Raw genomic sequence first — 23,186 nt, 5'->3', positions numbered from 1 at the left:
ACACCAGGGTGGCGGCGAGAAGACGGGACTTCGACCATCGGGAGACGGAAGCAAACATGCGCGGACGGGTTTCCCTGGGGTGCAGACGGGGTGACAAACCCGTGAATGCAATCCACCGGCCAAACTTTCGCGCTCGCTCCTGGGCGCTCGGAACAACCACGGAACCGGATCAGTTCTTTGCGCCCACGCTCCCGATCGGGCGCCGCACCGGTGCAGAACGATGCGATGCTGTCCGGGACTCGGCGCGGATGGCCGGTCGCTGCCTCGAAGACATGCAGAGAACGTGTCGCCCCCGGGCCACGTCATGCGTCATGCCTAAATCGTAGGCATTTCCGCACTGTGCTGGCCGGATGTGCAGACTCTCCGATCGCGGACGTTCAGAACGAGAGCTTCAGCCCGCCGACGACGTTGCGCGGCGCGCCCGCGAGGATCGATCCGGCCGTGCCTGCCAGGGCGGCCGCGCCGTTCTCCAGGCCGGTGGTCCGGCTGAGGGTGCTGGTCAGGTTCAGGGCCGAGGCGATGTAGGTCGTGTCGAGCAGGTTGCGGATCTCCAGGTACAGGCTGAGGCGCTTGGCGTAGCCGCCGGTCAGTTCGGTGGCGTAGTGGATGTTCGCGTTGAGGACGGCGTAGCCGGGTGCTCTCAGGCGGTTTCCGTTGTCGATGAAGACACCGTCCTGGACCACGGTCTCCAGGAAGGCCCCGAGCCCGTTCAGCGGGCCGCCGACCTGGTCGTAGCCGACCCGCGCCAGTAGCTGATGCGCGGGGACCCCGGGAATGGATCGGCCCGCCCGGTCGAACCGGGCGGTGAAGGCGCCGGCGCTCAGCTGCTCCGTGAACCGCGTGTAGATCTGGTCGTCGAAGCTGTAGGCCAGCGTTCCGCGCCAGCCCGGTGCGAAGGCCCAGTCGCCGCCGAGCTCGATGCCGCGATGCTCCGAGGCCGGTGCATTGACGAAGTAGCTCAGCCGGCCCCCACCCGGGGATTGCGACAGGAGTTCGTTGCGGAAGAATTCGTAGAAACCGGTCAGGCTGATCCGCAGGGAATCCACCGGCGTCCAGTCGACGCCGAGGTCGAAACCGAGGTTCTCCTGCGCCTGGAGCTGCGTGTTGTTGCCCGGCAGCCCCGCGCTGGTGACGAACAGGTTGCTGCCCGTCGGCGTGGCGTAGCCGGTGGCGACGCGACCGCGGAAGCTCCAGGCGTCCTGGGGCCGATAGACCACGGCGAGCTCCGGCGCGACGTTCAGGAAGCTGCGCGCGGCATCGACCACCGACACCGTCCGGCCGGCATCGGAATAGCCGTAGGCGAAGTTGCGGCCGGCGATCGTGGTATTCGTCGCGCTGATCCCGAGGAGCCCGGTCCAGTGCTCGGAGAGCGCCACCTCCGTGCGGGCGCGCCCGCCGAGGTTGGTCTGGTCGCCGCGCAGGTCTCCGATCAGGGCGCCCAGGGCCGGACGCCCCGCCCCCGGCGCCCGGTTGAACGTGGTCACGTGGTTGTCGAGGATCTCGGAGGTGAAGGCCACGTAGCCCACGGCCGGCAGGCCCATCAGGTCGTAGCGACGGGTGAGGTCGCTGAGGAAGGTCAGGGACGGGTAGCTGCCGCGGAAGGCCGAGGTGTAGAACGGCTGGTCGAAGTTGCGCTCGTCGAAGCCGAGTTGGGTGCGCCAGGTGGTCTGCGCGTCGAGGTCGTGCTCCCAGCGCAGGGCCACGACGGTGCGACGGTCGTCGCGTCCGAACCCGCCCTCCGTGGCGGTCACGCCCACCGTCCGGCCGAACGCGCCGTTGGCGAACAGGTTCGTCAGGGTGCAGCCCGGCGCGGCCGTCGCCGCCCTGGCACAGCCGCGCTGCTCGGGGTTGATCCGATACTGGTCGAGGGAGGCGCGCGCCGGCAGGTCCGCCTGCAGCTGGTTGTTGATCACCTTGAGGGTGAAGCGGTTGTCCGGCGTCGGCGTGTAGCTGGCCAGCAGGTTGATCGTCTGCGTGTCGTAGGCGCTGTGATCCTGGTAGCCGCCGGCGCGGACGTCGCTGGCGAACAGGCTGATCTCGACGGGACCGCTGACGCCGCCGACCGTGAAGTAGTTGCTCAGATAGCCGAAGCTGCCCGCATCGGTGCCGATCTCGAAGCCGTCGATCTCGCGGCCGGTGCGGGTGCGGAAGGCGAGCGCGCCGCCGGTGGCGTAGTTGCCGAACAGAGCCGATTGCGGACCGCGGAACACGTCGATGCGGCTGTAGGCGCGGGGATCGACGAGGTCGAAGCGCGAGGCGCCGTCCGGCTGGGTCAGGAGGAAGCCGTCCTCCAGCACCACCATGTTCCGGATGACGCCGGTGGAACGGGCATTGTTGCCCCGGATGGAGATCACCACGTCGCGCCCGCCATTGCCCTGGCGCACGGTGACGCCGGGACTGTTCAGCAGCACCGATCCGATGCTGGTGGCCGGCCGGTTCTCGATCGTGTCGGAGCGCCCGACGCGCGTGGCTGTGGCGCCCAGGGGCTGCTCGATCACGCTGGGGCTCGAGCCGGGGGGCGCCGACACGCCGAAGGGCACCACCGCCGGTGCCGGGCGGCCCTCCGCCGTGACCGTGAGTTCCTCCAGGACGATCCCGGTCGCATCCTCCGCGCGTGCGTCCGCCGCGGCGAGGAGGAAGGCCAGGATGGCAGACACGGCGGCTCCGGTTCGCGCGGCGGCGCGGCGGGCCGCGGGGGCTGTCGCGCCGGCGGGGGACCAGGGAGGACGGGGAACAGCGGCCATGCCGGTATCGACCACGGGAGTGGGGGCGGATGACGCCGTAACTGAGAGGCAGGTCCGGACGGACGCGAACCGGCATGTCCGGTTGGGCGCGTCGCGCCTCCGAACGTGCCGGGGCGGGTTGTACCTCGTGAATCGGAGGTGCGCGACGGGTCCGACACCCTGTGGTCGTGACCTGTGGCGTCCATGCCACGTCGCGGATCGGGTGCGCCGAGCGACCCTCAGCGCCCATCCGCCTCGCGGTCGAGGAGCAGGCGCTTGCGCGCCACGCCCCATCGGTATCCGGAGAGCGACCCGTCCGAGCGGACCACCCGGTGGCACGGGATGGCGACCGCCAGCCGATTGGCGCCACAGGCCTGGGCCACGGCCCGCATGGAAGTCGGGGCGCCGATGGCCCGGGCGATCTCGGCATAGGTCGTCGTGGTACCGACCGGGACGGCACGCAGGGCGGCCCAGACGCGCTGCTGGAAGACGGTGCCGCCGATGTCGAGCGGCAGGTGGAGCCCGCGGCCCGGTGCCTCGACGAAGCCGACGACCATCGCCACCCAGCCGTCGAAGGCGGCGTCGCCGGGCGACAAGTCGGCTCGGGGAAAGCGGTCCTGGAGATCGCGGACCAGGGCATCCGGATCGTCGCCCAGGAGGATCGCGCAGAGGCCCAGCGGGGTCGCCGCGACGAGGAGCGCGCCGAGGGTGCACGCGGCCACCGCGAAGCGGATCGTCGTCCCGGCGCCGCCCGTCCGATAGGCCGACGGAGTCATTCCGAGCCGGTCGGGGCCCTGGGCGTAGAAGCGGCTCGACGCATTGAAGCCGGCCGCGAAGACCGCCTCGGTCACCGTCGCGGCCTCGGACAGACCCCGCGCCACGCGCTCGGCCCGCTTGGCGGTCGCGTAGGCCTTCGGCGTGATGCCGGTGATCCGTCGGAAGACCCGGTGGAAGTGGAAGGGGCTCAGGCCCGCCGTCGCCGCAAGGTCCTCGAGACGCGGCATGGTCTCTGCCCCGTCGATCGCGCGGCACACCCGGACGATCGCCGCGGCCTGCCGTTCCGCCAGATTGGCCGCGTTCGGCCGACAGCGCCGGCACGGACGGAAGCCCGCGGCCTCGGCCGCTTCGCAGGTGGCGTGGAAGCTGACGTTCTTCGGATTGGCCGCCCGGGAGGGGCAACTGGGGCGACAATACACGCCGGTGGTGCGGACGGCGTAGACGAAGGTGCCGTCGGCCCGGGCGTCGCGGGCGGCGAGCGCCGCCCAGCGCCACGCGTCCTCCGGGGCATTCGGGGCGTCCAACGCCCTTTGCGTGTCCGCGCGCTGCATGGGGAAACATCCTCCATCGTCCGGGGCCGGGCGCCGCCGGTCTCGGCCGCGCCTCGGCCCGTCCTGCCTCGAAATCCCCGAAGCCGCATCCCGATCCTTGCTCCCCAATCCGGCTCCCGGCGTGTGCGAAGGGAAACCCGGCGGCGATCCCGAGTTATCGCAGTCAGCAACAGGAGTGACCATGAAAACGCTCACGCTCTCGACCTGCGCCCTCGCCCTGTCCTCCCTCGTCCTAGTGCAGATGAGCACCACCGCCGACGCGCGGTCGCGCCACAAGAAGCGCGGCCTCGCGGTGTCCAGTACTCAGAATACCACGGGTGGCCGTCGCGGTTCGAGTTCCGCCGCGGGCGGGAATGCCGGCCAGCCCTCGCGCGCGAACGGTACCGGCAGTGCCGGCGGCGGCTCGGGCGGCAACGGGGGCCTGTAGCGGAAACCAGCCGGCTTCGGCAGCCGCGGATTCCGCGGCACGGGGCCGGCCTGACGGCATCGACCGAACGGAGGTACGGGGGGCTGGCCTCGATGGCCAGCCCCCGCTCGGCTCAGGCGCGGCGGGCGTCGTAGGTGTCGGCGAGGGTGTGGCGCTTGGGGGCGCCGAGGCGGCCGCCGAGGAAGCCGGCGAGCGCGCCCAGGATCAGGGCGAGCGCGCCGTAGAAGGCGCCCTGGGTGGCGGCCGACTTGGCGGCGACGGCGGCGGCCTCCGCCTTCTGCTTGGCCGTCGCGACGGTCTCGTCGTACTGCTTGCGGTAGTCCTGGATCTGCGCCTTGGCCTGCTCGACCGGGATGCCCTGGGCCTTGGCCAGGGCGTCGGCCGCGCGGGTCTCGGCCTGGGCCTTCTGGGCCGGATCCCCGGTGAACAGGGCGCGGATGGCGGCCACCGCCGCGTCCTTGGCCGCCTGCGGGTCCTGGCCGGCGGCCTGGTTGCGCACCGACTGCTCGATGCCGTCGAGGGGATTGGAGATCTTCGACAGCGACGGCGCGGCCGCCTGGGCGGCGGTCTGCACGGTGCCGCCGACGAGCGAGCCGGCCCCGCCCAGCGTGCTGGTCACGCCCGAGAAGGCGCCCCCGATCAGGCCGCCGGCGGCGGAGGTCAGGAGGTAGAGCACCACCAGGGTGGTCACCGCCCAGGAGACGAGGCCGTGCAGGCCGGCCGCGCCGGGGACGGGCTTGCCCGAGAGGCGCCCGGCGATGAGGCCGCCGGCCAGGGAGGCGAGTACGCCCGAGCCCACGAACCAGAGGCCGGCGCTCAGCGAGAGGGTCGAGGCGGCCGGGTTGTCGGCGGCGTTCGCGCCGACGCTGGACAGGCCGACGCCGACCCCGACCATGTTGAGGATGACCTGGGTCACGAGCGCGGTGACGGCGCCGGCGAAGATGGCGCCCCAGGACACCTGGTTCAGCAGCACGGTGCGGGTGTCGGCCGAGACGGCCGGGGATGGGGACAGGATGGGCGAGGCGGCCACGGGATGCTCCGAACGTTCGGTGGGTCTGGATAAGCGGAGGGGACGGGTCAGAGCTTGCTCACGAGCAGGCCGAGGCCGAAGCCGACGAGGCCGGCCACGAGGAGCGAAGCGTGCGGCCACGCGACGGACTGCTCATGGACCTCGTGCAACTGGCGCTTGCCCTGGTCGTAGGCGTCCTCGGCATAGTCCGAGACTTCGTCGGCGACGTTCCGGACGACGTCCCTGGCCTGGCCGTAGAGATCCTCGGCGGTCCCCTGGGCTTCGCGCAGGCGCCCCTTCACGGAGTCGTCTCGAGATCCCACCAGGTCGCCGACGGCGCCCTGAGCCTTGCCGGCGAGTTCCTTGGCGGTGCCGGTGATACGGTTGGTATCGACCATGATGTTCTCCCGTCGTCTGTCGAAATGGCTTGGTCGGTCACGGCGCGGCTGCGGCCCGATCGGCGATCGTCCGACACGCCGGCAGCCGTGCACAAACGGGTTGTGCGCAATCCTGTTCCGGCCACGCTCGCACTTTCTGGTACGGACGCACTAAGGGGCCGGGCGGACGGATCGGGCGTTGGGGTCGCCGACACGCGGACCCGCCGCGTATCCGCCGCCGACGGCGCCCCGGCCAGCGCCGGTTTCCCTCAATCAGACCTGGTCAGATTGGCCTGCGACGACGCGCCCCCGGCGAGATGTTCAAGTTTTGTTCAAGGGCCATTCACCGGTTGTACGCCGTGTGGCATCTGTCCATCTGGAATGGTTCAAGGCACCTCAGGCGCCTCGAATACCGGAGCTCCGCATTGACGACTTCGCCCGAGAAGCCGAAGACCTATGGCCCGAAGACGCCCGTCAGCGGCCGCGGTCCCTCGGGCGTCATCGATCAGCACCACGACATCTTCTTCGCGGCCGTCGAGACGACGCGGATGCCGATGATCGTCACGGACCCGCATCAGGCGGACAATCCGATCATCTTCGTCAACCGCGCCTTCGAGCGCATGACCGGCTACACCCGGGACGAGCTGATCGGCACGAACTGCCGCTTCCTGCAGGGGGCTGAGACGGACCGCGAGGTGGTCGACGAGCTGCGCCTGGCCATCGAGGAGCAGCGCGAATTCTCGACCGAGATCATCAACTACCGCAAGGACGGCTCCTCGTTCTGGAACGCCCTGTTCGTGTCCCCGGTGTTCAACCGGTCCGGCGAGCTCGTCTACTTCTTCGGCTCGCAGCTCGACGTCTCGCGGCGGCGCGACGCGGAGGAATCCCTGCATCAGGCGCAGAAGATGGAGAGCCTGGGCCAGCTCACCGGCGGCATCGCCCATGACTTCAACAACCTGCTGCAGGTGATCTCCGGGCACAACGAGGTCATGCTCGCCCTGGTCGACCATCCCGACATCGATGTCGGACGCCTGCGCCGGGCCGGCGAGGCAGTCCGCGACGCCTCCGAGCGGGCCGCCAAGCTCACCCACCAGCTCCTCGCCTTCTCGCGCAAGCAGCGGCTGGAGGGGCGCCTCCTGAACCTCAACGGCCTCGTCCAGAGCATGAGCGAGATGGCCGAGCGGACGCTGGGCGACCACGTCACCCTGCGCCAGGACCTCCTACCCGATCTCTGGAATACCCGCATCGATCCGACTCAGGCCGAGGTGGCGCTGCTCAACGTGATGCTGAACGCGCGCGACGCGATGCCGGACGGCGGTACCGTTACGGTGAAGACGGAGAACCTCCTCGTCGAGGACGAGGACGCCGCCCTGTTCAAGACCGTCGGGCCCGGAGCCTACGTGGTGGTCTCCGTCACCGATACCGGGAGCGGCATGCCGGCCGAGATTCTGAAGCGCGTGATGGAGCCCTTCTTCACCACCAAGGGCGAGGGCAAGGGCACCGGCCTCGGACTGGCGATGGTCTACGGCTTCGCCAAGCAGTCGGGTGGCTCGGTGAAGATCTACTCCGAGGTCGGGCACGGCACGACGGTGCGCCTGCTGTTCCCGGCGAGCGACCAGAAGATCGAGGAGGAACGCAAGGCCTCGCAGCGGGCCGCGGACCGGCACGGGACCGAGACGGTCCTGGTGGTCGACGACCGGGTGGACGTGGCCGAGACCGCGAGCATCATCCTGGAGGATTTCGGCTACAAGGTCATCGTGGCCGACGGCCCCCGGGCCGCCATCGAGATCCTCGACGGCGAGCGACGGATCGACCTCCTCTTCACCGACCTCATCATGCCCGGCGGCATGAACGGCGTCATGCTGGCCCGCGCCGCGCGCGAGCGTCAGCCCCGGATCAAGGTGCTGCTGACCACGGGCTACGCGGAGGCGTCCCTGGAGCGCACCGACGCGGGGGGCACGGAGTTCGAGATCATCAACAAGCCCTACAAGCGCCTCGAGCTCGCGCGGCGCGTGCGACGGGTCATCGACGGCCCCACCGGGGTCGGTTGAGGCGACGCGCCTGAGGCCGGCCGCCGGCTCGGCGGGCCGTCACGATGGCTCGGGCGCTGCGGAGAGATCCCGTGCTCGTCCTCTCTCACGGCGCGGGGCGCGGCGAGGCAGGTCGACCGGGATCGGACGACCGCTGAAGCCTCTGGCCTTCCGACCCGGATGCGGGCGAACGCCGAGGCCCGGCGTCCGGAAACGAGACGAGCGCTCCGGTGCAATAGGGCGAGCAGCTGACCCGGCTGCAGGCTCGATTCCCCCTCAAGACGTTTCGATCGTACCGAAGTTGGCGTTCTCGCGTCGGTCGCTCGCCATGTGCGGCAGCGCGGCCGTCACCGGAGCGCTCGTATGATGGCCGGCGATGGGAACATATCATTTGCAATCTTGATGGCGCCGGCAACGACGACAGCGGCATTCTCTAAGCGCTGACGAAACCTCTGGCGCGTTAGTAATCAGGCCTCTGCCGCCAAAGGGTGCGGTGTCGCAGTATTCGTGGGAGGTCCAAGCTGATCAGGAGCGAACTCTTCTTCGTTCTCCGGGAGTTGACGTTCCGCACCGCGTCGATCCCGCTGATCGAGACGCTTCAGACAATGCCCTACGGCGGTCTTCGAAGAGGTTTGCGAAACGTCAGAGGTCTAATTTTCCCAGCCCTCAGATTGCTACGGCTTGTGGTTCAGCCAGTGGCCCACGGTCCGGTGCGGACGCTATCTTCAAGCGTGGCAGCGTGAAGATCTCGGCCTCATGCGCGACGTGGTTCCGGCCCGCGGCTTAGGTAAGATAGAGGGCGTGGTCGGCGGCCGAGTACACCTCGCTCGCGGCCACTCCGAGGCTGATCGTGATCGGCCGCTCGATGCCCGCCACGATCATCGCCGCGACAGCAGCGCGGGCCGCTTCGGCGGGATCCGGCCGGCGGCCGTCCGTATCGGGAAGGAACACCGCAAATTCTTCCTCACCGATCCTCCCGATGACGGCTGGCGTGCCCGCGAACACGGCGCGTAGGGTCTGCCCGACGCTGCGGATGACGTCATCGCCCGCGAGATAGCCGTAGGTGTCGCTGATCGCCTTGAAGCGCTCGATGTCGATCGGGATCATTTGCCCGGCTCCCGTCGCGCCCTCGATTCGCTCGAAGAAGGCGCGCCGGTTGCACACGCCCGAGAGTGCGTCCGTGCAGCTGAGGTGCTCGAAGGCATGGTGCTGGATCGCGAGCGCGCGGATCGCCTGGCCGATCATCAGCGTGAAGATTAAAGAGACCACGACCGTGATCGACGCCGGCACGGCAAAACCGACCAGGGGGGCCTGTTCGAGCGGATAGAGCAGCCTACCGGGGTGCGGACGTGGTCGAAAAAGTCGGAAACGCGCAACCTTCGCGACACGATGCGGATCAGAGAATTGCCCATCGAACGCGCCTATCGACGCTTTCATAAGGCATTCATCCAACCAAAAAAAACAACCGGTCCAACGCGCTTGCGGAGTTTGATTGGAACCAAGTGCTGCCGGAGTGGAGGTGATTGAGAGGCAAATTTTGTCCCCTCGGATGCCTCAATTTGTTCTGAGGTACCACTATGAACTGGATTCCGTTCGAAACATACCGACAGATCCTTCTGAGCGTACCGATCGCCTGTGTCGACATCGCGATCGTTTCGGAAGGGCGTATCTTGCTTGTCGAACGGATGGATGCGCCCGCGGAAGGACAATACTGGCTGCCGGGCGGCAGAGTTCATAAAGGTGAGCTTCTCAAGGATGGCGCGAGCAGAAAGGCATTGGTAGAGGTTGGGATCGCGTGTAACGTCGGGCCAATCGTACATACGGCGGAAACGATTTTCGATGATGGCCCGGATGGCATAGTGGTTCATAGCGTCAATACGTATTTTTTTTGTTCCCTAAAGACAGGAACATACGAGTGAAGCTTGACGATCACCACACCCGTCATCTGTGTGCCGGCGAGATTGGCAGTGATTTGCAGCCCTATGTTCGGCGCTGCTTGCTGGCGGCGATTCTTCAGGGACCTTCGGCTGATTGATGCGGATGAGCTGTGCCGCATACGCTTCAAGGGAAGTTGATGAGATCGGTGAGGTCGTGGATCGTCGGTCTCATCCTTGAACTGCCTACGGTCGCCAATTGCGCGCAAGATGCGGAGCAGAAGCATTCCCCATCGCAATGACGCTTGCCTGCGAGGCGGACGACCCGGCACCTAGGCTTCGGCTCGGTGAATGGACCTCGCGTCGTCGGACCAGCGGTCGAAGTGGGCGGCGGGAACACACCGCCGCTGATCGCCATTCATGACTACTCCGGCTGGGTCGGCATCGATGCGCGGGTGATAATACGCTGCCCCGATCCCGCCTCGACGTCGCTGAAAATCCGTTACTTTCCGCCGATGAACACCTTGTCTTGTGGGTTGCCCTTGCCCGTCTCGGAAGTGAAGCCTTCAAGGTCCGGATTACGCTGCGGAATGCCGGGCGGAAGCGCGCTTTCGGGACAGAACTTGACGCAGTAGACCTCGGTGTCGAATTGGTTCGAGCAGACGTTCTGCGCCTTCCCATTGACGCAGGCGCAGGCGCAGTAGGCGCTCGCCGGCAAGGGGAGCAGAGCCAGAGCGGAAATGACGCCCGCGGCGCCGATCTGAATCGGCTTCTTCATCAACTTCAACTCTTCTCGGGGTGGGCCAGCAAGATCGCGGCGCGCACGGAGGGGCGCTTGTGCGTTTCTATGGCGTGCACGTCCTCTACGATCACTCGTCGCGGCTCGACTTGCTGCGCTATGCCTGCTCCGAGGTCGATAACACAACTACCGCCGATGGGATAAGCACGAACGCCTGGGTTCCGAAGCACGGCGCTGACCGCCACATCAACCTCATGCGCGAGGATCGCCCGAGCCGTTTGCGGCTCTTGGATGGTCGGGCTTCCGGCCAGGGTGCTGAACCGTAATGAGGCTGGCTGAACCTGCGATCGTCGACCGCAGATCTATCTCTTTTCAGGGAAAACCCTGTGACATCAAGAGATAGATGGTGGGCGCGACAGGGATCGAACCTGTGACCCCTACCATGTCAAGGTAGTGCTCTCCCGCTGAGCTACGCGCCCTCACCGGTGCGGCTCGGCGCCGGTGGAGGGGGCTATAGCCTGGGGTTCCGGGGTACGCAAGGGCCCTCGCCGCGCGAATCTTCGGTGGACCGGTCCGGCGATCCGCGGCCCTGGCATCGGCCCTGTCCGGCCTACGAAAATGCGGTAAGCCATACCCGTTGCGTCCCGGTGGCGGGGTCGGTCCGGTCCGCTGCCGGCGATTGGCTGCCGGCGCTTGGCGGCCGGGACGGGCGGGTTGGGACTGCGGTGGGACGATGCGTGTCGGGGGCGAGGGTGGATCGCGGGACGCCGTTGGGGGCGGCGACGCTGACGGGGGGAACGGGGGGCGGGATCGTCCCGGCTCCGCTGCGTCCGGCCGTTCGAGGGGGATGGCGGGACGCTCCGGCCGGGCCGTCCCGGGCACAGTCGGCGCTGGCGTGAGGCAGGAATGAAGACCCCGAACCGGTCCGGCTCGCCGCCCTCCGCCTCCCTGCCCTCCGCCTCCCTGCCCCAGACGCGCCCGGGGCTGTCCCTGCTGCGGCGCCCGTCGACGCGGAGTTTCGTGCCGGATGGTCCTGCCCTCGACCTCGACCTTGCGGATGCCGGTCTCGGCGGGACCTGGGCGACGATCCGGTTTCGGGACGTCGGCAGCGCGGGCGTCTGCCGGCTGGTGCTCAGCGCACGGGTCCTCGGGCCGGACGGTCGCCCCGGCCTCGTGGCCCTCTCCGAGGAGGCGGAGGGTGGGGATCGCTTCGCCTGGACGGGGCGCTTGCCCGAGGGACTGCGCGCCCTGCGCGTGACGCCCCTCGCCCGCGAAACGGCGTTCCACCTCGACGGCTTCGCGATCCGCCGGGCCCGCCGGATCGGCCTCGTCGCACGCGCCCTGCGCCGGAGCCCCGGTCTCGCCGCGCGCGCAACGTACTGGCGCGCCCTCGGCCTCAAGGTCCGCGGGCGGGCGCTGCTCCTGCGCGCCCTCCACGATCGGACGGAGACCGGCTACGCCACCTGGATCGCCCGCTTCGATACCCTGTCCGAGGCCGACCGGCGGCGCATCCGCGACGAGATCGGCACCTGGGCGGACGCGCCGCGGATCTCGGTGGTGATGCCGGTGCACGATCCCGCCCCCCGCGTGCTGGACGCCGCCATCCGCTCGGTCCGCGCGCAGCTCTATCCGCACTGGGAGCTCTCGATCGCCGACGACGCCTCGACGGATCCGGCCATTCCGCGTCTCCTTGCCCGTCACGCGCACCAGGATCCGCGCATTCAGGTTCTCCGGCGCGCGGAGAACGGCCACATCGCCCGCGCCACCAACGATGCCCTCGCGCAGGCGAGCGGCGCCTTCACCGCCTTCCTCGACCACGACGACGTGCTGGCCGAAGGGGCGCTCTACCACGTCGCCGCCGCGATCCGGGCCGCGCCCGATCTCGTCCTGATCTACAGCGACGAGGACAAGATCGACGGGCGGGGGCGTCGCTTCGAGCCACACTTCAAGTCGGGGTTCGATCGCGAACTGCTCTATGGCCAGAACTACATCAATCATCTCACGGTGATCCGCACCGCGGCGATCCGGGCGGTGGGCGGCCTGCGCCCGGGCTTCGAGGGCAGCCAGGACCACGATCTCCTCCTGAGGGTCACGGCCCGGCTCGCGCCCGAGCACATCCGCCACATCCCGCGGGTCCTCTACCATTGGCGCGCCGCCGCCGGCTCGGGAACGTTCTCGGACCGGGCGCTGGAGCGGAGCGAGGTGGCGCGGCTGCGCGCGCTGGCCGAGGTCGCCGCGCCCTTGCGGGCGACCGCGGTGCGCGGCCCCCTCGGGTTCAACCGGCTCGTCCGCCCGGTCCCGGAGCCGGCGCCCCTGGTATCGGTCATCATCCCGACGCGCGACCGCGCGGACCTCCTCGCCGTGGCGCTCGCGGGTCTTCTCGACGCGACGGATTATCCGGCCCTCGAGGTGCTCGTCGTCGACAACGACAGCCGGCAGCCCCGTACGCGCGACCTCTTCGCGCGCCTGTCCGCCGACGCGCGCGTTCGTATCGTGCCGGTGCCCGGTCCCTTCAACTTCTCCGACCTCTCCAACCGGGGCGCGGCGGCGGCGCGGGGCGCGCTGCTCCTGTTCCTGAACAACGACATCGAGGTCATCGAGCCCGGCTGGCTGCGCGAGATGGTGTCCATCGCGCTGACGCCGGACATCGGCGCGGTGGGCGCGAAGCTGCTCTACCCGGACCGCACGCTGCAGCACGGCGGCATCGTCCTCGGGATCGGCGGCGTGGCCGGGCACAGCCATCCCGGCCTGTCCGAGAACGAGCCCGGCTACTTCGCCCGGATGGTCCTGACCCAGGAGGTCTCGGCCGTGACCGGCGCCTGCCTGCTCCTCCGGGCCCCGGTCTTCGCGGCGTGCGGGGGGTTCGACGCCCGAGACCTCGCCGTCGCGTTCAACGACGTCGACCTCTGCCTGAAGCTGCGCGCGCGCGGGTATCGGATCGTCTGGACACCCCATGCGCGCCTGATCCATCACGAATCCAAGAGCCGCGGCGCGGAGGACACACCCGAGAAGCTGGCGCGGTTCGAGCGGGAGGTCCGGGTGATGCAAGACCGCTGGGGACCGGTTCTGCGGGCCGATCCGTACTACAACCCCAACTTCTCGAAGAGCGCGGCGCGCTATCGGACCTGATGCTGCGGCGCAGCGGCGTCCCGTCGCACCGCAAAGTCGCCGTAATCAGCCGCTCTATCCGCCTGCCCTCGACCGTGCCGGCGCCGTGATCCGCCGTCGCGCGAGAGGGGGGCAGCGAGGTCTGATCGACGGGGACGACGCCGGCTCTCAGCCCGGCCGCCGGTCGGAACCCTCCCCCCTGCCGGAATGTCGAAGTTGCGGACCCGCCATACGGGTCGATGATTGCCTGCGGCTCAGGTTGGGTGATCCGGCCTGATTTATGGCATTTGTTTGGAATTCCTGCCTGGGATCGAGTGGAAGCTGTCGCGAAGTGCGGCGTTCTGCTCCCTCATCTTGCCGGAATGATCGATGAATACGTGCAACAGGGTACCTGTTCCCGCTTGGTGATTGCCCTGATTCCGGGCGCTCCGGTTGGACAGTAGCCTGGAGCCATACTAAGGATCGGGCTGGTTGCCGCCGGTGGTACAAGTCGATCCTGTCCCCCGTTCAAGAGCGTGTGCGAATCGAACGTGACACAACGTACAGACATCGCAATCATCGGCCGTGCCTGCCGGCTTCCCGGCGCTTCGAGCGTCGACGGGCTCTGGCAGCTCCTCACCGAGGCGCGATGCGCCGTCGGTCGCATCCCGGACGATCGCTGGTCCCTCGAGCGGTTCGGACACCCGCGCGCGCAGGAGCGGGGCAAGAGCTATACGTGGTCGGCCGGCGTCCTCGACGACATCTGGTCGTTCGACCCGGGCGTGTTCGGCATCTCGCCCCGTGAGGCCGAGCAGATGGACCCGCAGCAGCGCCTGCTGCTGGAGCTCACCTGGGAGGCCCTGGAGGATGCCGGGCTACGCCCCTCGGACGTGGCGGGCACCCAGATCGGCGTCTTCGTCGGCGCCTCCTCCCTGGATTACGGCAACCTGCGCGTGCTCGACACCTCGTCGGGCGACGCCTACGCGGCCACCGGGAACACGCTCTCGATCCTGTCGAACCGCATCTCCTACATCTACGACCTGAAGGGACCGAGCTTCACCGTCGACACGGCCTGCTCGTCCTCGCTCGTCGCCCTCGACGCCGCGGTGGCGGCCATCTCCAGCGGCCGGATCGACACGGCCGTCGTCGCCGGCGTGAACCTCCTGGCGAGCCCCTTTAACTTCATCTGCTTCTCGAACGCGCAGATGCTCTCGCGCACCGGCCTGTGCCAGGCCTTCTCGTCGAGCGCCGACGGCTACGTGCGTTCGGAGGGCGGCGTCGTCCTCGTGCTGAAGTCGGCCAAGGCCGCCCTGCATGACGGCAGTACCGTGCGCGGCGTCATCGCGGCGAGCGGCGTCAATTCGGACGGGCGCACCACCGGCATCTCCCTGCCCTCCGGCTACGCCCAGGGTGCGCTGCTGGAGCAGGTCTACCGCGAGGCCGAGATCGACCTCGACGCGGTGGTCTTCGTCGAGGCCCACGGCACCGGCACGCCGGTGGGTGATCCGATCGAGGCGAGCGCCATCGGCGGCAAGCTCGGTCGTCCCCGCAAGGCGCCGCTCCCGATCGGCTCGATCAAGAGCAATATCGGGCACACCGAGCCGGTGTCGGGCCTGGCCGGACTCCTCAAGGCCAGCCTGGCTCTCGAGCACGACCTGTTCCCGACCTCGCTGCACGCGGCCGAACTGAATCCCGAGATCCCCTTCCGGGATCTGAACCTGTCGGTCACGAACAAGCCGCTGCCGCTGGCCCGCGACGGCAAGGCGCGCTTCGCCGGCGTCAATTCCTTCGGGTTCGGTGGCACCAACGCGCACGTCGTCCTCACGGACGGACCGCCGGTGCGTGCCGCCTCCGTCGCACCCGATGCCGCCCGGACGCCGGAGGTGCTGCTGCTCTCGGCCCAGAGCCGTGCCGCCCTCAACGAACTCGCCCTCGATTACGCCGAGCGCTTCGACGGCGCCGACAAGGCCGAGATCGCCCGGATCGCCGCCGCTGCCGCCCATCGCCGCGAGCGCCTGTCCTCGCGCCTGGCCGTGTCCCTGGATGCCGATCTTCCGGGGGTCCTGCGCGCCGTCGGTGAGGCCGAAGATGCCCCCGAGGCCCTCCTGGGTACCGCCGTGGACCGCGCGGCGGAGGTCGCCTTCGTCTATTCCGGGAACGGGAGCCAGTGGGCCGGCATGGGTCGTGAGGCCTATGAGGAGAACGCCGTCTTCCGGGGGGCCTTCGACCGCATCGACGGCCTGTTCCACACCCTTTCGGGCTGGTCCCTGAAGGAGGCCTTGTTCGCCGAGGATCTGGAGGAGCGCCTCGTCCTCACGCGGGTGTCGCAGCCCCTGATCTTCGCCATCTCCAGCGCCTCGACGACGGCCCTGCGGGCCCGCGGCCTCAAGCCGAGCTACGTCCTCGGCCACAGCGTCGGCGAGATCGCCGCGGCGGAAGCCGCCGGGATCCTGAGCCTCGAGCAGGCCGTGAAGGTCATCTTCTACCGGAGCAAGCACCAGGAGACGACGCGCGGCTTCGGAACGATGGCCGTGCTGCTCGCGCCCGCGGACGAGATCGAGCTGTTCCTGAAGGATTACCCGAGCCTCGACATCGCCGCCTACAACAGTCCCAAGGCGATCACGGTGGCGGGCCCGGTGGAGGATATCGACGCGGCCATGAAGGCGTTGACGCGCAAGCGTCGGCGCGGGCGCAAGCTCGACCTCGAGTACCCCTTCCACGGCCGCCTGATGAACCCGACCGAGAAGCCGCTGCTGCGGGACCTCGCCGGGCTCAAGCCGCATGCCGCGACCACCGCGATGGTGTCGACCGTCACCGGCAAGGTGCTGGCCGGGGATCAGTTCGGGGCCGGCTACTGGTGGCGCAACATCCGCGAGCCGGTGCGCTTCTGCGAGGCCGTGCAGGAGGCGACCCGCCGGGGCGCCCGCGTCTTCATCGAGGTCGGCCCGCGTGCGACCCTGCTGTCGCATATCGGCGACGCCATCGAGCCCCTCGGCATCGAGAACGCCACCATCGGCGTCCTGCATCGCAAGCCGGCGGGCGGCGATCCGATCGCCCGCACCGTCGCGGCCGCCCTCGTGCAGGGCGCTGCCGTCGACGAGGCGACGGTCTTCGGATCCAATCCGGCGGGCGACGTGCCGCTGCCGCTCTACCCCTGGCAGCGCCGGCCCTTCCGGCTCGCCGAGACCACCGAGGGCGTCGGTGCGGCGACGCCGCGCCCCTATCACCCCCTCTACGGCTCGCGCGTCGCACCGGATGGCCTCGAATGGCACGGTCACGTCGACATCGCGACGGTGCCGGAACTCGATGACCACCGCATCGACGGGCAGGCGATCCTGCCCGGTGCGGCCTTCATCGAGATGGCGCTCGGCGTCGCCCGCGAGGCGATGAAGAGCGACAGCGTCACGCTCGCCGACTTCGAGATCCAGTCGCCGATGGTGTTCGGCGAGGAATCCCTGCGCGAGGTCGCGGTGCGGGTCGCCGGCTCCGGCAACGCCATCCAGATTCTCAGCCGGCCACGCCTCACCCAGGCCGCGTGGCAGCTCCACGCCGCGGCCAAGATCATCGACGGCAGCTTCCCGGCACCGGCCCCGGTGGACCTGCACGTTCCCGCCGACCACGCGGTGGCGGGCGAAGGCCTCTACCGCCTCGCCGCCGCCTCGGGTCTCGGCTTCGGTCCGAGCTTCCGTCAGGTGGCGCTGAGCGCGCGCCTCGACGAGACGACCATCGTCTCGGAACTCCTGCCCGCCGAGGCCGACGAGCGGTTCGGGCTCGTCCCCGCACGCCTCGATTCCTGTTTCCACGGCCTGATCCTGCTGTTCGCCGGCCTGATGGGCGAGGGGTCGACCAAGGCCTATGTCCCCGTCCGCTTCGGCGAGATCCGCCTCGTGAAGCCCGGGGCCGTCATCGCCCGGGCGATGATCCGGACCCGGCGCGCCAACGAGCGCAGCATCCTGGCCGATTTCACCCTGGTGGATGCCGAGGGCGCCGTCATCGCCACCCTGCGCGAGGGCCGGTTCCAGGCGCTCCGCGCCAAGAACGGCAGCGACCTCGCCGCCTACGCGATCGCGCAGCGGCCCGAGCTCGCCACCGAGCCCACCGCCATCGCCATGGAGCGCGGAAAGCGCGTCGCCGACGCGTTCCGTCCGGCCTGCAAGGCCGTCGTCGCCCCCGCCGAGGCGCCCCTCGCACCGGGGCACCTCCTTCTCGAAGGCTGGGCGACCTCGATGGCGTACCGCCTGGCGGAGGGCCTGCAGCGCTCCGGCACCGTGGCGATCGACGACCGCGTGCCGGAGGCGATGCGCCCCTGGCTCCTGAACGCCCTCTACGCCCTGGAGAGCAGCGACCTCGCCACCCTCGATGGCGAGCGTTGGACCCTGCGCAAGGACGTCTCCCTGCCGGCGCCCGACGAGATCATGCGCTGGATCGCGGCGGATCATCCCGAGCTCTCGGCCGAACTCGTGCTCACCGCCGATATCGGCGCCGTCGTCGGTCGCCTGCTCGCGGGTGACCTGACCGAGGCTCCGACGCTCTCGCAGAATGCCCTGGACGCCTTCGTCCTGCGCAGCGCGACGGCACGGGCCGCGGCCGATGTGATCGCGGATCTCGCCGAGTCCGGCCGGGCCGCCCTGCCCCGCGACCGGGCGCTGCGCGTGCTCCAGGTCGGCTTCGGCCCCCTCTCGGCCCAGGCCGCCGCCTTCGCGGACGGCATCGAGGCGCAGCTGACGGTGTTCGAAGCGGATCGCCGCCTGGCGGAGCGGGCGCGCCTCGCCCTGCCCCGCGGCGTGACGGTCATCGAGGACACGGCCGAGCTGACGCCGGCCAGCTTCGATGTGATCCTGGCCAGCAACGTCCTGCATCGCTCCGAGCGGGTGCTGCTCGGCAAGGTCGCCGATGCGCTCGCGACGGGCGGCTTCCTCGTCGCCGTCGAGCCCGGGGCCTCGCTGTTCCGGGACCTGGTGTTCGGCCTGACGCCGGATTGGTTCGAGAGCACCGCCGACCTGCCGGTGGGCCGTCTCGACGACATCACCGGGTGGCAGCGGGCCCTCAGCGACACCGGCCTCGTGCGGGTAGCGGTCGATCGCGCCGTCTCCGCCAACGGCGACGATCTGCTCTTCATCGCCGAGGCACCGGTCCGCGCCAGGCCGGCGCCCGGTCAGACCTTCGCGTTCGTGATCGGGTCGCACGACGCCGTCGCGGCGGAGACGGCCTCGTCCCTGGCGACCCTGCTGGTGGCGAGCGGCGTCCACGTCTCGATCATCCTCGACTCGGAGCAGTCGCTGCTCGAACTGGAGCGTGAGACGCCCGACACGGTCGTCTTCCTCGCCGGCGCCTTCAACCATGCGGGCGCCGCCGCGGACCGCCTGCGGGAGCGCTGCCTCAGCCTGAAGCGCTGCGTCGAGCATCTCGGCAGCCGCCAGACCCGCCTCTGGGTGGTCTGCCCCGGTGCCACCCGCGACGCGGGCGATCCGACCGGCTCGGTCGAGGCCGGCGTCTGGGCCTTCAGCCGGACGCTCGCCAACGAGGTGGCGAATCTCGACGTACGCCGGATCGACCTCGCGGAGGCGCTCTCGACCAAGGCGGCCGCCGAGCGCCTGCGCGATCTCATCCTCTCGGGCACCCTCGAGACCGAGATCATCCTCGACGCCGAGCGGACCCGCGTGATCCGGTTCTCGCCCGGCCAGCTCTCGCGTCGTCCCGGCGCCGATGCGGTCCCGGCCGAGGCGGCGCGCCTGGAGCGCAGCAACACCGGCGGCCTCAACGAAATGGCCTGGGGGCCGGCGACGCGCCGGGCTCCCGAGCGCGGCGAGGTCGAGATCGCGGTCGAGGCCACGGGTCTCAATTTCCGCGACGTCCTCTGGGCGCTGTCGATGCTGCCGGAGGAGATCCTTGAGGACGGCTTCGCCGGTCCGCGCCTCGGACTGGAAGTGGCGGGGCGGGTCCTCTCCGTCGGCAAGGGCGTCGATGCCTTCAAGCCCGGCGATCGCGTCGTGGCCTTCGCGCAGTCGGGCTTTGCGACCCACATCGTCGTGCCCGAGCTCGTCGTGGCCCCGAGCCCGCCCGGCCTCGATCCGCAGGCGGCGGCCACCGTGCCGGTCGCCTTCCTCACCGCCTATTACGGCCTCGTCAGCTGCGCCCGCCTGCGCCGCGGCGAGTGGGTGCTGATCCATGGCGGGGCCGGCGGTGTCGGTCTCGCGGCCCTGCAGATCGCCAAGATGAAGGGGGCCCGGGTCATCGCCACGGCCGGCTCGCGGGAGAAGCGGGCCCTGGTCAAGGCGCTCGGCGCCGAGCACGTGCTCGACTCCCGCTCCCTCGCCTTCGTGGACGATGTCCGCCGGATCACCGGCGACGGCGTCGGCGTGGTGCTGAACAGCCTGTTCGGCGAGGCGATGGAGCGCAGCCTCAACGTCCTCAAGCCCTTCGGCCGCTTCATCGAGCTGGGCAAGCGCGACTACGTCGCCAACACCCATATCGGCCTGCGCCCGTTCCGCCGGAACCTGTCCTACTTCGGCGTCGACCTCGACCAGGTGCTCCAGCACCAGGGCGAGGACGGGGCCCGGATGTTCCGCGAAGTCATGTCCCTGTTCAAGGAAGGCGGCCTGAAGCCGCTGCCCTTCCAGCCCTTCACGGCGGACGAGGTCTCGGACGCCTTCCGCCTGATGCAGCAATCGGGGCATGTCGGGAAGATCGTCATCGCGCCGCCCAAGCCCGGCAGCGTGATGCAGGCGGAGAAGTCCGCCTTCACGATCTCGCCCGAGGGCGTCCACCTCGTCACCGGCGGCCTCGGCGGCTTCGGCATCGAGGCGGCGCGCTGGCTCGCGGACCGGGGTGCGAAGCACATCGTCCTCGTCGGCCGCAACGGGGCCGCGAGCCCCGAGGCCAAGCAGGTCGTGGCCGATCTCGGCGCCCGCGGCGTCAACGTTGCCGCGATGGCCTGCGACATCACCAGCCGCAAGGCGGTGGATGCGCTGCTGGCCGCGGTGGAGCGCGAGGGCCGGTCCCTGGCCGGCGTGATCCACGGCGCGATGGTGCTGCAGGACGGCCTCATCGCCAACATCGACGCCGCCGCGCTCGACACCGTCATCCGTCCGAAGGTGATCGGGGCCGAGCACCTCGACGCGGCGACGCGCACCCGTGCGCTCGACTACTTCGTGATGTTCTCCTCGGCCACGACCTTCATCGGCAATCCCGGTCAGGGCGCCTACGTCGCGGCGAACGGCTTCATGGAAGGCCTCGCCCGCCGCCGGCGCAAGCTCGGCCTGCCGGCCCTGGCCGTAGCCTGGGGCGCCATCGGCGATGTCGGCGTGCTGGCCCGCAACCGCGCGGTGATGGAGACCCTGGCGGGTCGCGTCGGCGTGACCCCCATGGATGCCCGCCACTGCCTCGACCTCATGGCCGACGCGCTGGAAGGCCAGGGGACGAACCCGGACGACGCCGTGATCGCCATCGCGTCGATGCATTGGGGCAAGGCGCGCGAGCGGCTCGCCACCATGAAGAGCCCGAGCTACGCCGAACTCGGTTCGGACCAGCAGATGGAAGCCGGCACGGTGGCGGCCATCAACATCGGGATGCTGCTGAAGACGCAGGACATCGACTCGGTGCGCAAGACGGTGGCCGACGCCATTGTGGAGGACATCGCCCGCATCCTGCGCCTGCCCAAGGACGACATCAGCCGCGTGCGCCACCTCTCCGAGATCGGCCTCGACTCCCTGATGGGCGTCGAACTCGGCGCGAGCCTGCAGGAGCGCTTCGCCCTCGAGGCGCCGCCCTCCGGCATCTCCTCCGGCCTCACCGTCAACGAACTCACCGAGACCCTGATCCAGTCGATCGCGGCGCCGGTGGACGAGGCGGCGGCGGCCGTGATGAGCCTGGCGCAGCGTCATGCCAGCGAGGGGGTGGATGTCCGCACCCTCGAGCCCTTCCACGCGATGGTCGAAGAAAACAGCCTCGCGATCAAAGAAATCCTCCCGTGAGCGATTCCCCCTTGAGGCATGCCGCATGAGCAATTCCGCGAGACCGGACGGCGGACGCGCGGCCCTGGCGGGCTTCGTCACGAACCGACTCGGGCGTAACGCCAACCGGACGGCGCCGGCCCGTCCGGCGCAGCGCCCGACGGGCGATGCGTCCGTCCAGAACTTCGAGTCGCTGCCGGGCTACCGGGAGCTGCGTCTCCAGCGTTCGGCGGCCGACCTGATCGGCCTCGGCAACCCGTTCTTCCGGGTACACGAGACCAAGGCCGGCGCCACGACGCGCATCGCCGGCAAGTCGTTCGTGAACTTCTCGTCCTACGACTATCTCGGCCTGAACGGGCATCCCGACGTCAATGCCGCTGCGGCCCGTGCCATCGAGACCTACGGGACCTCGGCCTCCGCGAGCCGGATCGTGGCCGGCGAGCGCCCGGGACACCTCTCCCTGGAAAAGGCCCTGGCCGATCACTACGACACCGAGGCCTGCGTGGTGATGGTGAGCGGCCACGCCACCAACGTGACCACCATCGGCGCCCTGCTCGAACCGGGCGACGTGATCTTCCACGATGCCCTGAGCCACAACAGCATCGTCACCGGTGCGCAGCTCTCCGGCGCCCAGCGTCGTTCGTTCTCCCACAACGACCTCGACGCCCTGGAGACGCTGCTCGGCGCCACGCGTCACGAGCATCGCCGGGCGCTGATCGTGGTGGAAGGCCTCTACAGCATGGACGGCGATGCGCCGGACCTCGCGGCGCTCATCGCCCTGAAGCAGCGCTACGACGCTTGGCTCATGGTCGATGACGCGCACGGGCTCGGCGTCCTCGGGCGCACCGGCATCGGTCTCGCCGAACATTGCGACGTCGATCCCCACGGGGTCGACATCTGGATGGGCACCCTCTCGAAGACCCTGTCCACCTGCGGCGGCTACGTCGCCGGACCGGCGGCGCTGATCGAGTACCTCAAGTGCACGGCGGGCGGCTTCATCTACAGCGTCGGCATCTCGCCGCCCCTCGCGGCCGCGGCCGAGACGGCGCTCGAGATCATGCACGCCGAACCGCACCGGGTGGAGCGTCTGCGTCAGAACGGCCACCTGTTCCTGTCCTGTGCGAAGAAGCACGGGCTCGATACGGGGACCAGCCTCGGCCTCGCGGTGATCCCGGTCATCGTCGGCGACTCCCTGAAGTCGGTGACGCTGTCGGACCGCCTCTACAAGCGCGGCATCAACGTCCAGCCGATCATCCACCCGGCCGTGCCGGAGCGCGCGTCGCGCCTGCGCTTCTTCATCACCTCGGAGCATACGCCGGAGCAGATCCGCGAGACCGTGGATGCGGTTGCGGAGGAACTGGCGGCCATCGAGAAGGGCGGTTCGCTCATCGAGCAGCTCATGGCGAAGCGCGGCAAGCCGTAGGGGGTTCCGGGGGCGGTGTTCCTGCGCATTCCCGGAGGGTTTCCGGGGGCGCAACGCCCCTGCCCTGCATCGAGCTTGAGCACCGGCGCCACCACGCCGGTGCTTTTTTGCGCGCTTCACACCGATGCGGCCGATTGCCCTCGACCCCTGAGCAGGAGACACTGATCTTGCTATCTGTGTCTCATCGCAACCGGAACCCGGCCCGGGATGCGACGTT

General features: G+C 69.5%; 12 protein-coding genes and 1 tRNA gene. 6 read left to right on the top strand and 7 right to left on the bottom strand.

Annotated elements, in window-relative coordinates:
• Positions 1–377 precede the first annotated feature (377 nt).
• The gene (locus AC1MGR_RS10215; protein ID WP_480234511.1) at positions 378–2,744 is read right to left on the bottom strand and encodes a TonB-dependent receptor family protein; all 2,367 of its coding nucleotides are present in this window, start codon (positions 2,742–2,744) and stop codon (positions 378–380) included.
• A 218-nt stretch (positions 2,745–2,962) separates the two neighbouring features.
• Positions 2,963–4,051 (bottom strand): bifunctional DNA-binding transcriptional regulator/O6-methylguanine-DNA methyltransferase Ada, encoded by a 1,089-nt coding sequence (ada, locus tag AC1MGR_RS10210; protein ID WP_480234510.1) that lies wholly within the window; start codon positions 4,049–4,051, stop codon positions 2,963–2,965.
• A 181-nt stretch (positions 4,052–4,232) separates the two neighbouring features.
• Between ada and AC1MGR_RS10205 the strand changes: the two genes are divergently transcribed.
• On the top strand, positions 4,233–4,478 hold the full coding sequence (locus tag AC1MGR_RS10205) for a hypothetical protein (protein ID WP_108038059.1): 246 nt from the start codon (positions 4,233–4,235) through the stop codon (positions 4,476–4,478).
• Between the two features lie 112 nt (positions 4,479–4,590).
• Here the strand turns inward: AC1MGR_RS10205 and AC1MGR_RS10200 are convergent, their stop codons facing one another.
• Both AC1MGR_RS10200 and AC1MGR_RS10195 read right to left on the bottom strand, forming a co-directional pair.
• A complete protein-coding gene (locus tag AC1MGR_RS10200) occupies positions 4,591–5,508 on the bottom strand; it encodes a PhnA-like protein (RefSeq protein WP_480234509.1) in 918 nt (305 codons plus the stop codon).
• 47 nt (positions 5,509–5,555) lie between these two features.
• Positions 5,556–5,885: a CsbD family protein gene (locus AC1MGR_RS10195; protein ID WP_108040921.1), complete on the bottom strand. Its 330-nt coding sequence runs from the start codon at positions 5,883–5,885 to the stop codon at positions 5,556–5,558.
• A gap of 404 nt (positions 5,886–6,289) precedes the next feature.
• Between AC1MGR_RS10195 and AC1MGR_RS10190 the strand changes: the two genes are divergently transcribed.
• Complete coding sequence (locus AC1MGR_RS10190; protein ID WP_480234508.1) at positions 6,290–7,915, top strand: hybrid sensor histidine kinase/response regulator; 1,626 nt, start codon at positions 6,290–6,292, stop codon at positions 7,913–7,915.
• Between the two features lie 762 nt (positions 7,916–8,677).
• On the opposite strand, the gene AC1MGR_RS10185 is transcribed toward AC1MGR_RS10190, so the two are convergent.
• Positions 8,678–9,331, bottom strand: a complete 654-nt coding sequence (locus AC1MGR_RS10185) for a GGDEF domain-containing protein (protein ID WP_480234507.1) — start codon at positions 9,329–9,331, stop codon at positions 8,678–8,680.
• Positions 9,332–9,471: 140 nt separating this feature from the next.
• Here AC1MGR_RS10185 and AC1MGR_RS10180 point away from each other — a divergent pair, with 140 nt between their 5' ends.
• Positions 9,472–9,813 carry an NUDIX domain-containing protein gene (locus AC1MGR_RS10180; protein ID WP_480234506.1) on the top strand — a complete coding sequence of 114 codons (342 nt, stop codon included), beginning with the start codon at positions 9,472–9,474 and terminating at the stop codon, positions 9,811–9,813.
• A gap of 457 nt (positions 9,814–10,270) precedes the next feature.
• Here the strand turns inward: AC1MGR_RS10180 and AC1MGR_RS10175 are convergent, their stop codons facing one another.
• A complete protein-coding gene (locus AC1MGR_RS10175; RefSeq protein WP_480234505.1) occupies positions 10,271–10,546 on the bottom strand; it encodes a hypothetical protein in 276 nt (91 codons plus the stop codon).
• A 365-nt stretch (positions 10,547–10,911) separates the two neighbouring features.
• Positions 10,912–10,986, bottom strand: a tRNA-Val gene (locus AC1MGR_RS10170).
• A 427-nt stretch (positions 10,987–11,413) separates the two neighbouring features.
• Here AC1MGR_RS10170 and AC1MGR_RS10165 point away from each other — a divergent pair.
• From AC1MGR_RS10165 to AC1MGR_RS10155, 3 genes are all read left to right on the top strand, one after another.
• The gene (locus AC1MGR_RS10165; protein WP_480234504.1) at positions 11,414–13,636 is read left to right on the top strand and encodes a glycosyltransferase family 2 protein; all 2,223 of its coding nucleotides are present in this window, start codon (positions 11,414–11,416) and stop codon (positions 13,634–13,636) included.
• Between the two features lie 509 nt (positions 13,637–14,145).
• Positions 14,146–21,567, top strand: a complete 7,422-nt coding sequence (locus tag AC1MGR_RS10160; protein ID WP_480234503.1) for an SDR family NAD(P)-dependent oxidoreductase — start codon at positions 14,146–14,148, stop codon at positions 21,565–21,567.
• Positions 21,568–21,592: 25 nt separating this feature from the next.
• Positions 21,593–22,969 carry an aminotransferase class I/II-fold pyridoxal phosphate-dependent enzyme gene (locus tag AC1MGR_RS10155; protein ID WP_108038771.1) on the top strand — a complete coding sequence of 459 codons (1,377 nt, stop codon included), beginning with the start codon at positions 21,593–21,595 and terminating at the stop codon, positions 22,967–22,969.
• Positions 22,970–23,186 lie beyond the last annotated feature (217 nt).

It is taken from the genome of Methylobacterium sp. BI1 (assembly GCF_056680125.1).
This window is presented reverse-complemented; position numbering and strand designations above follow the sequence as displayed.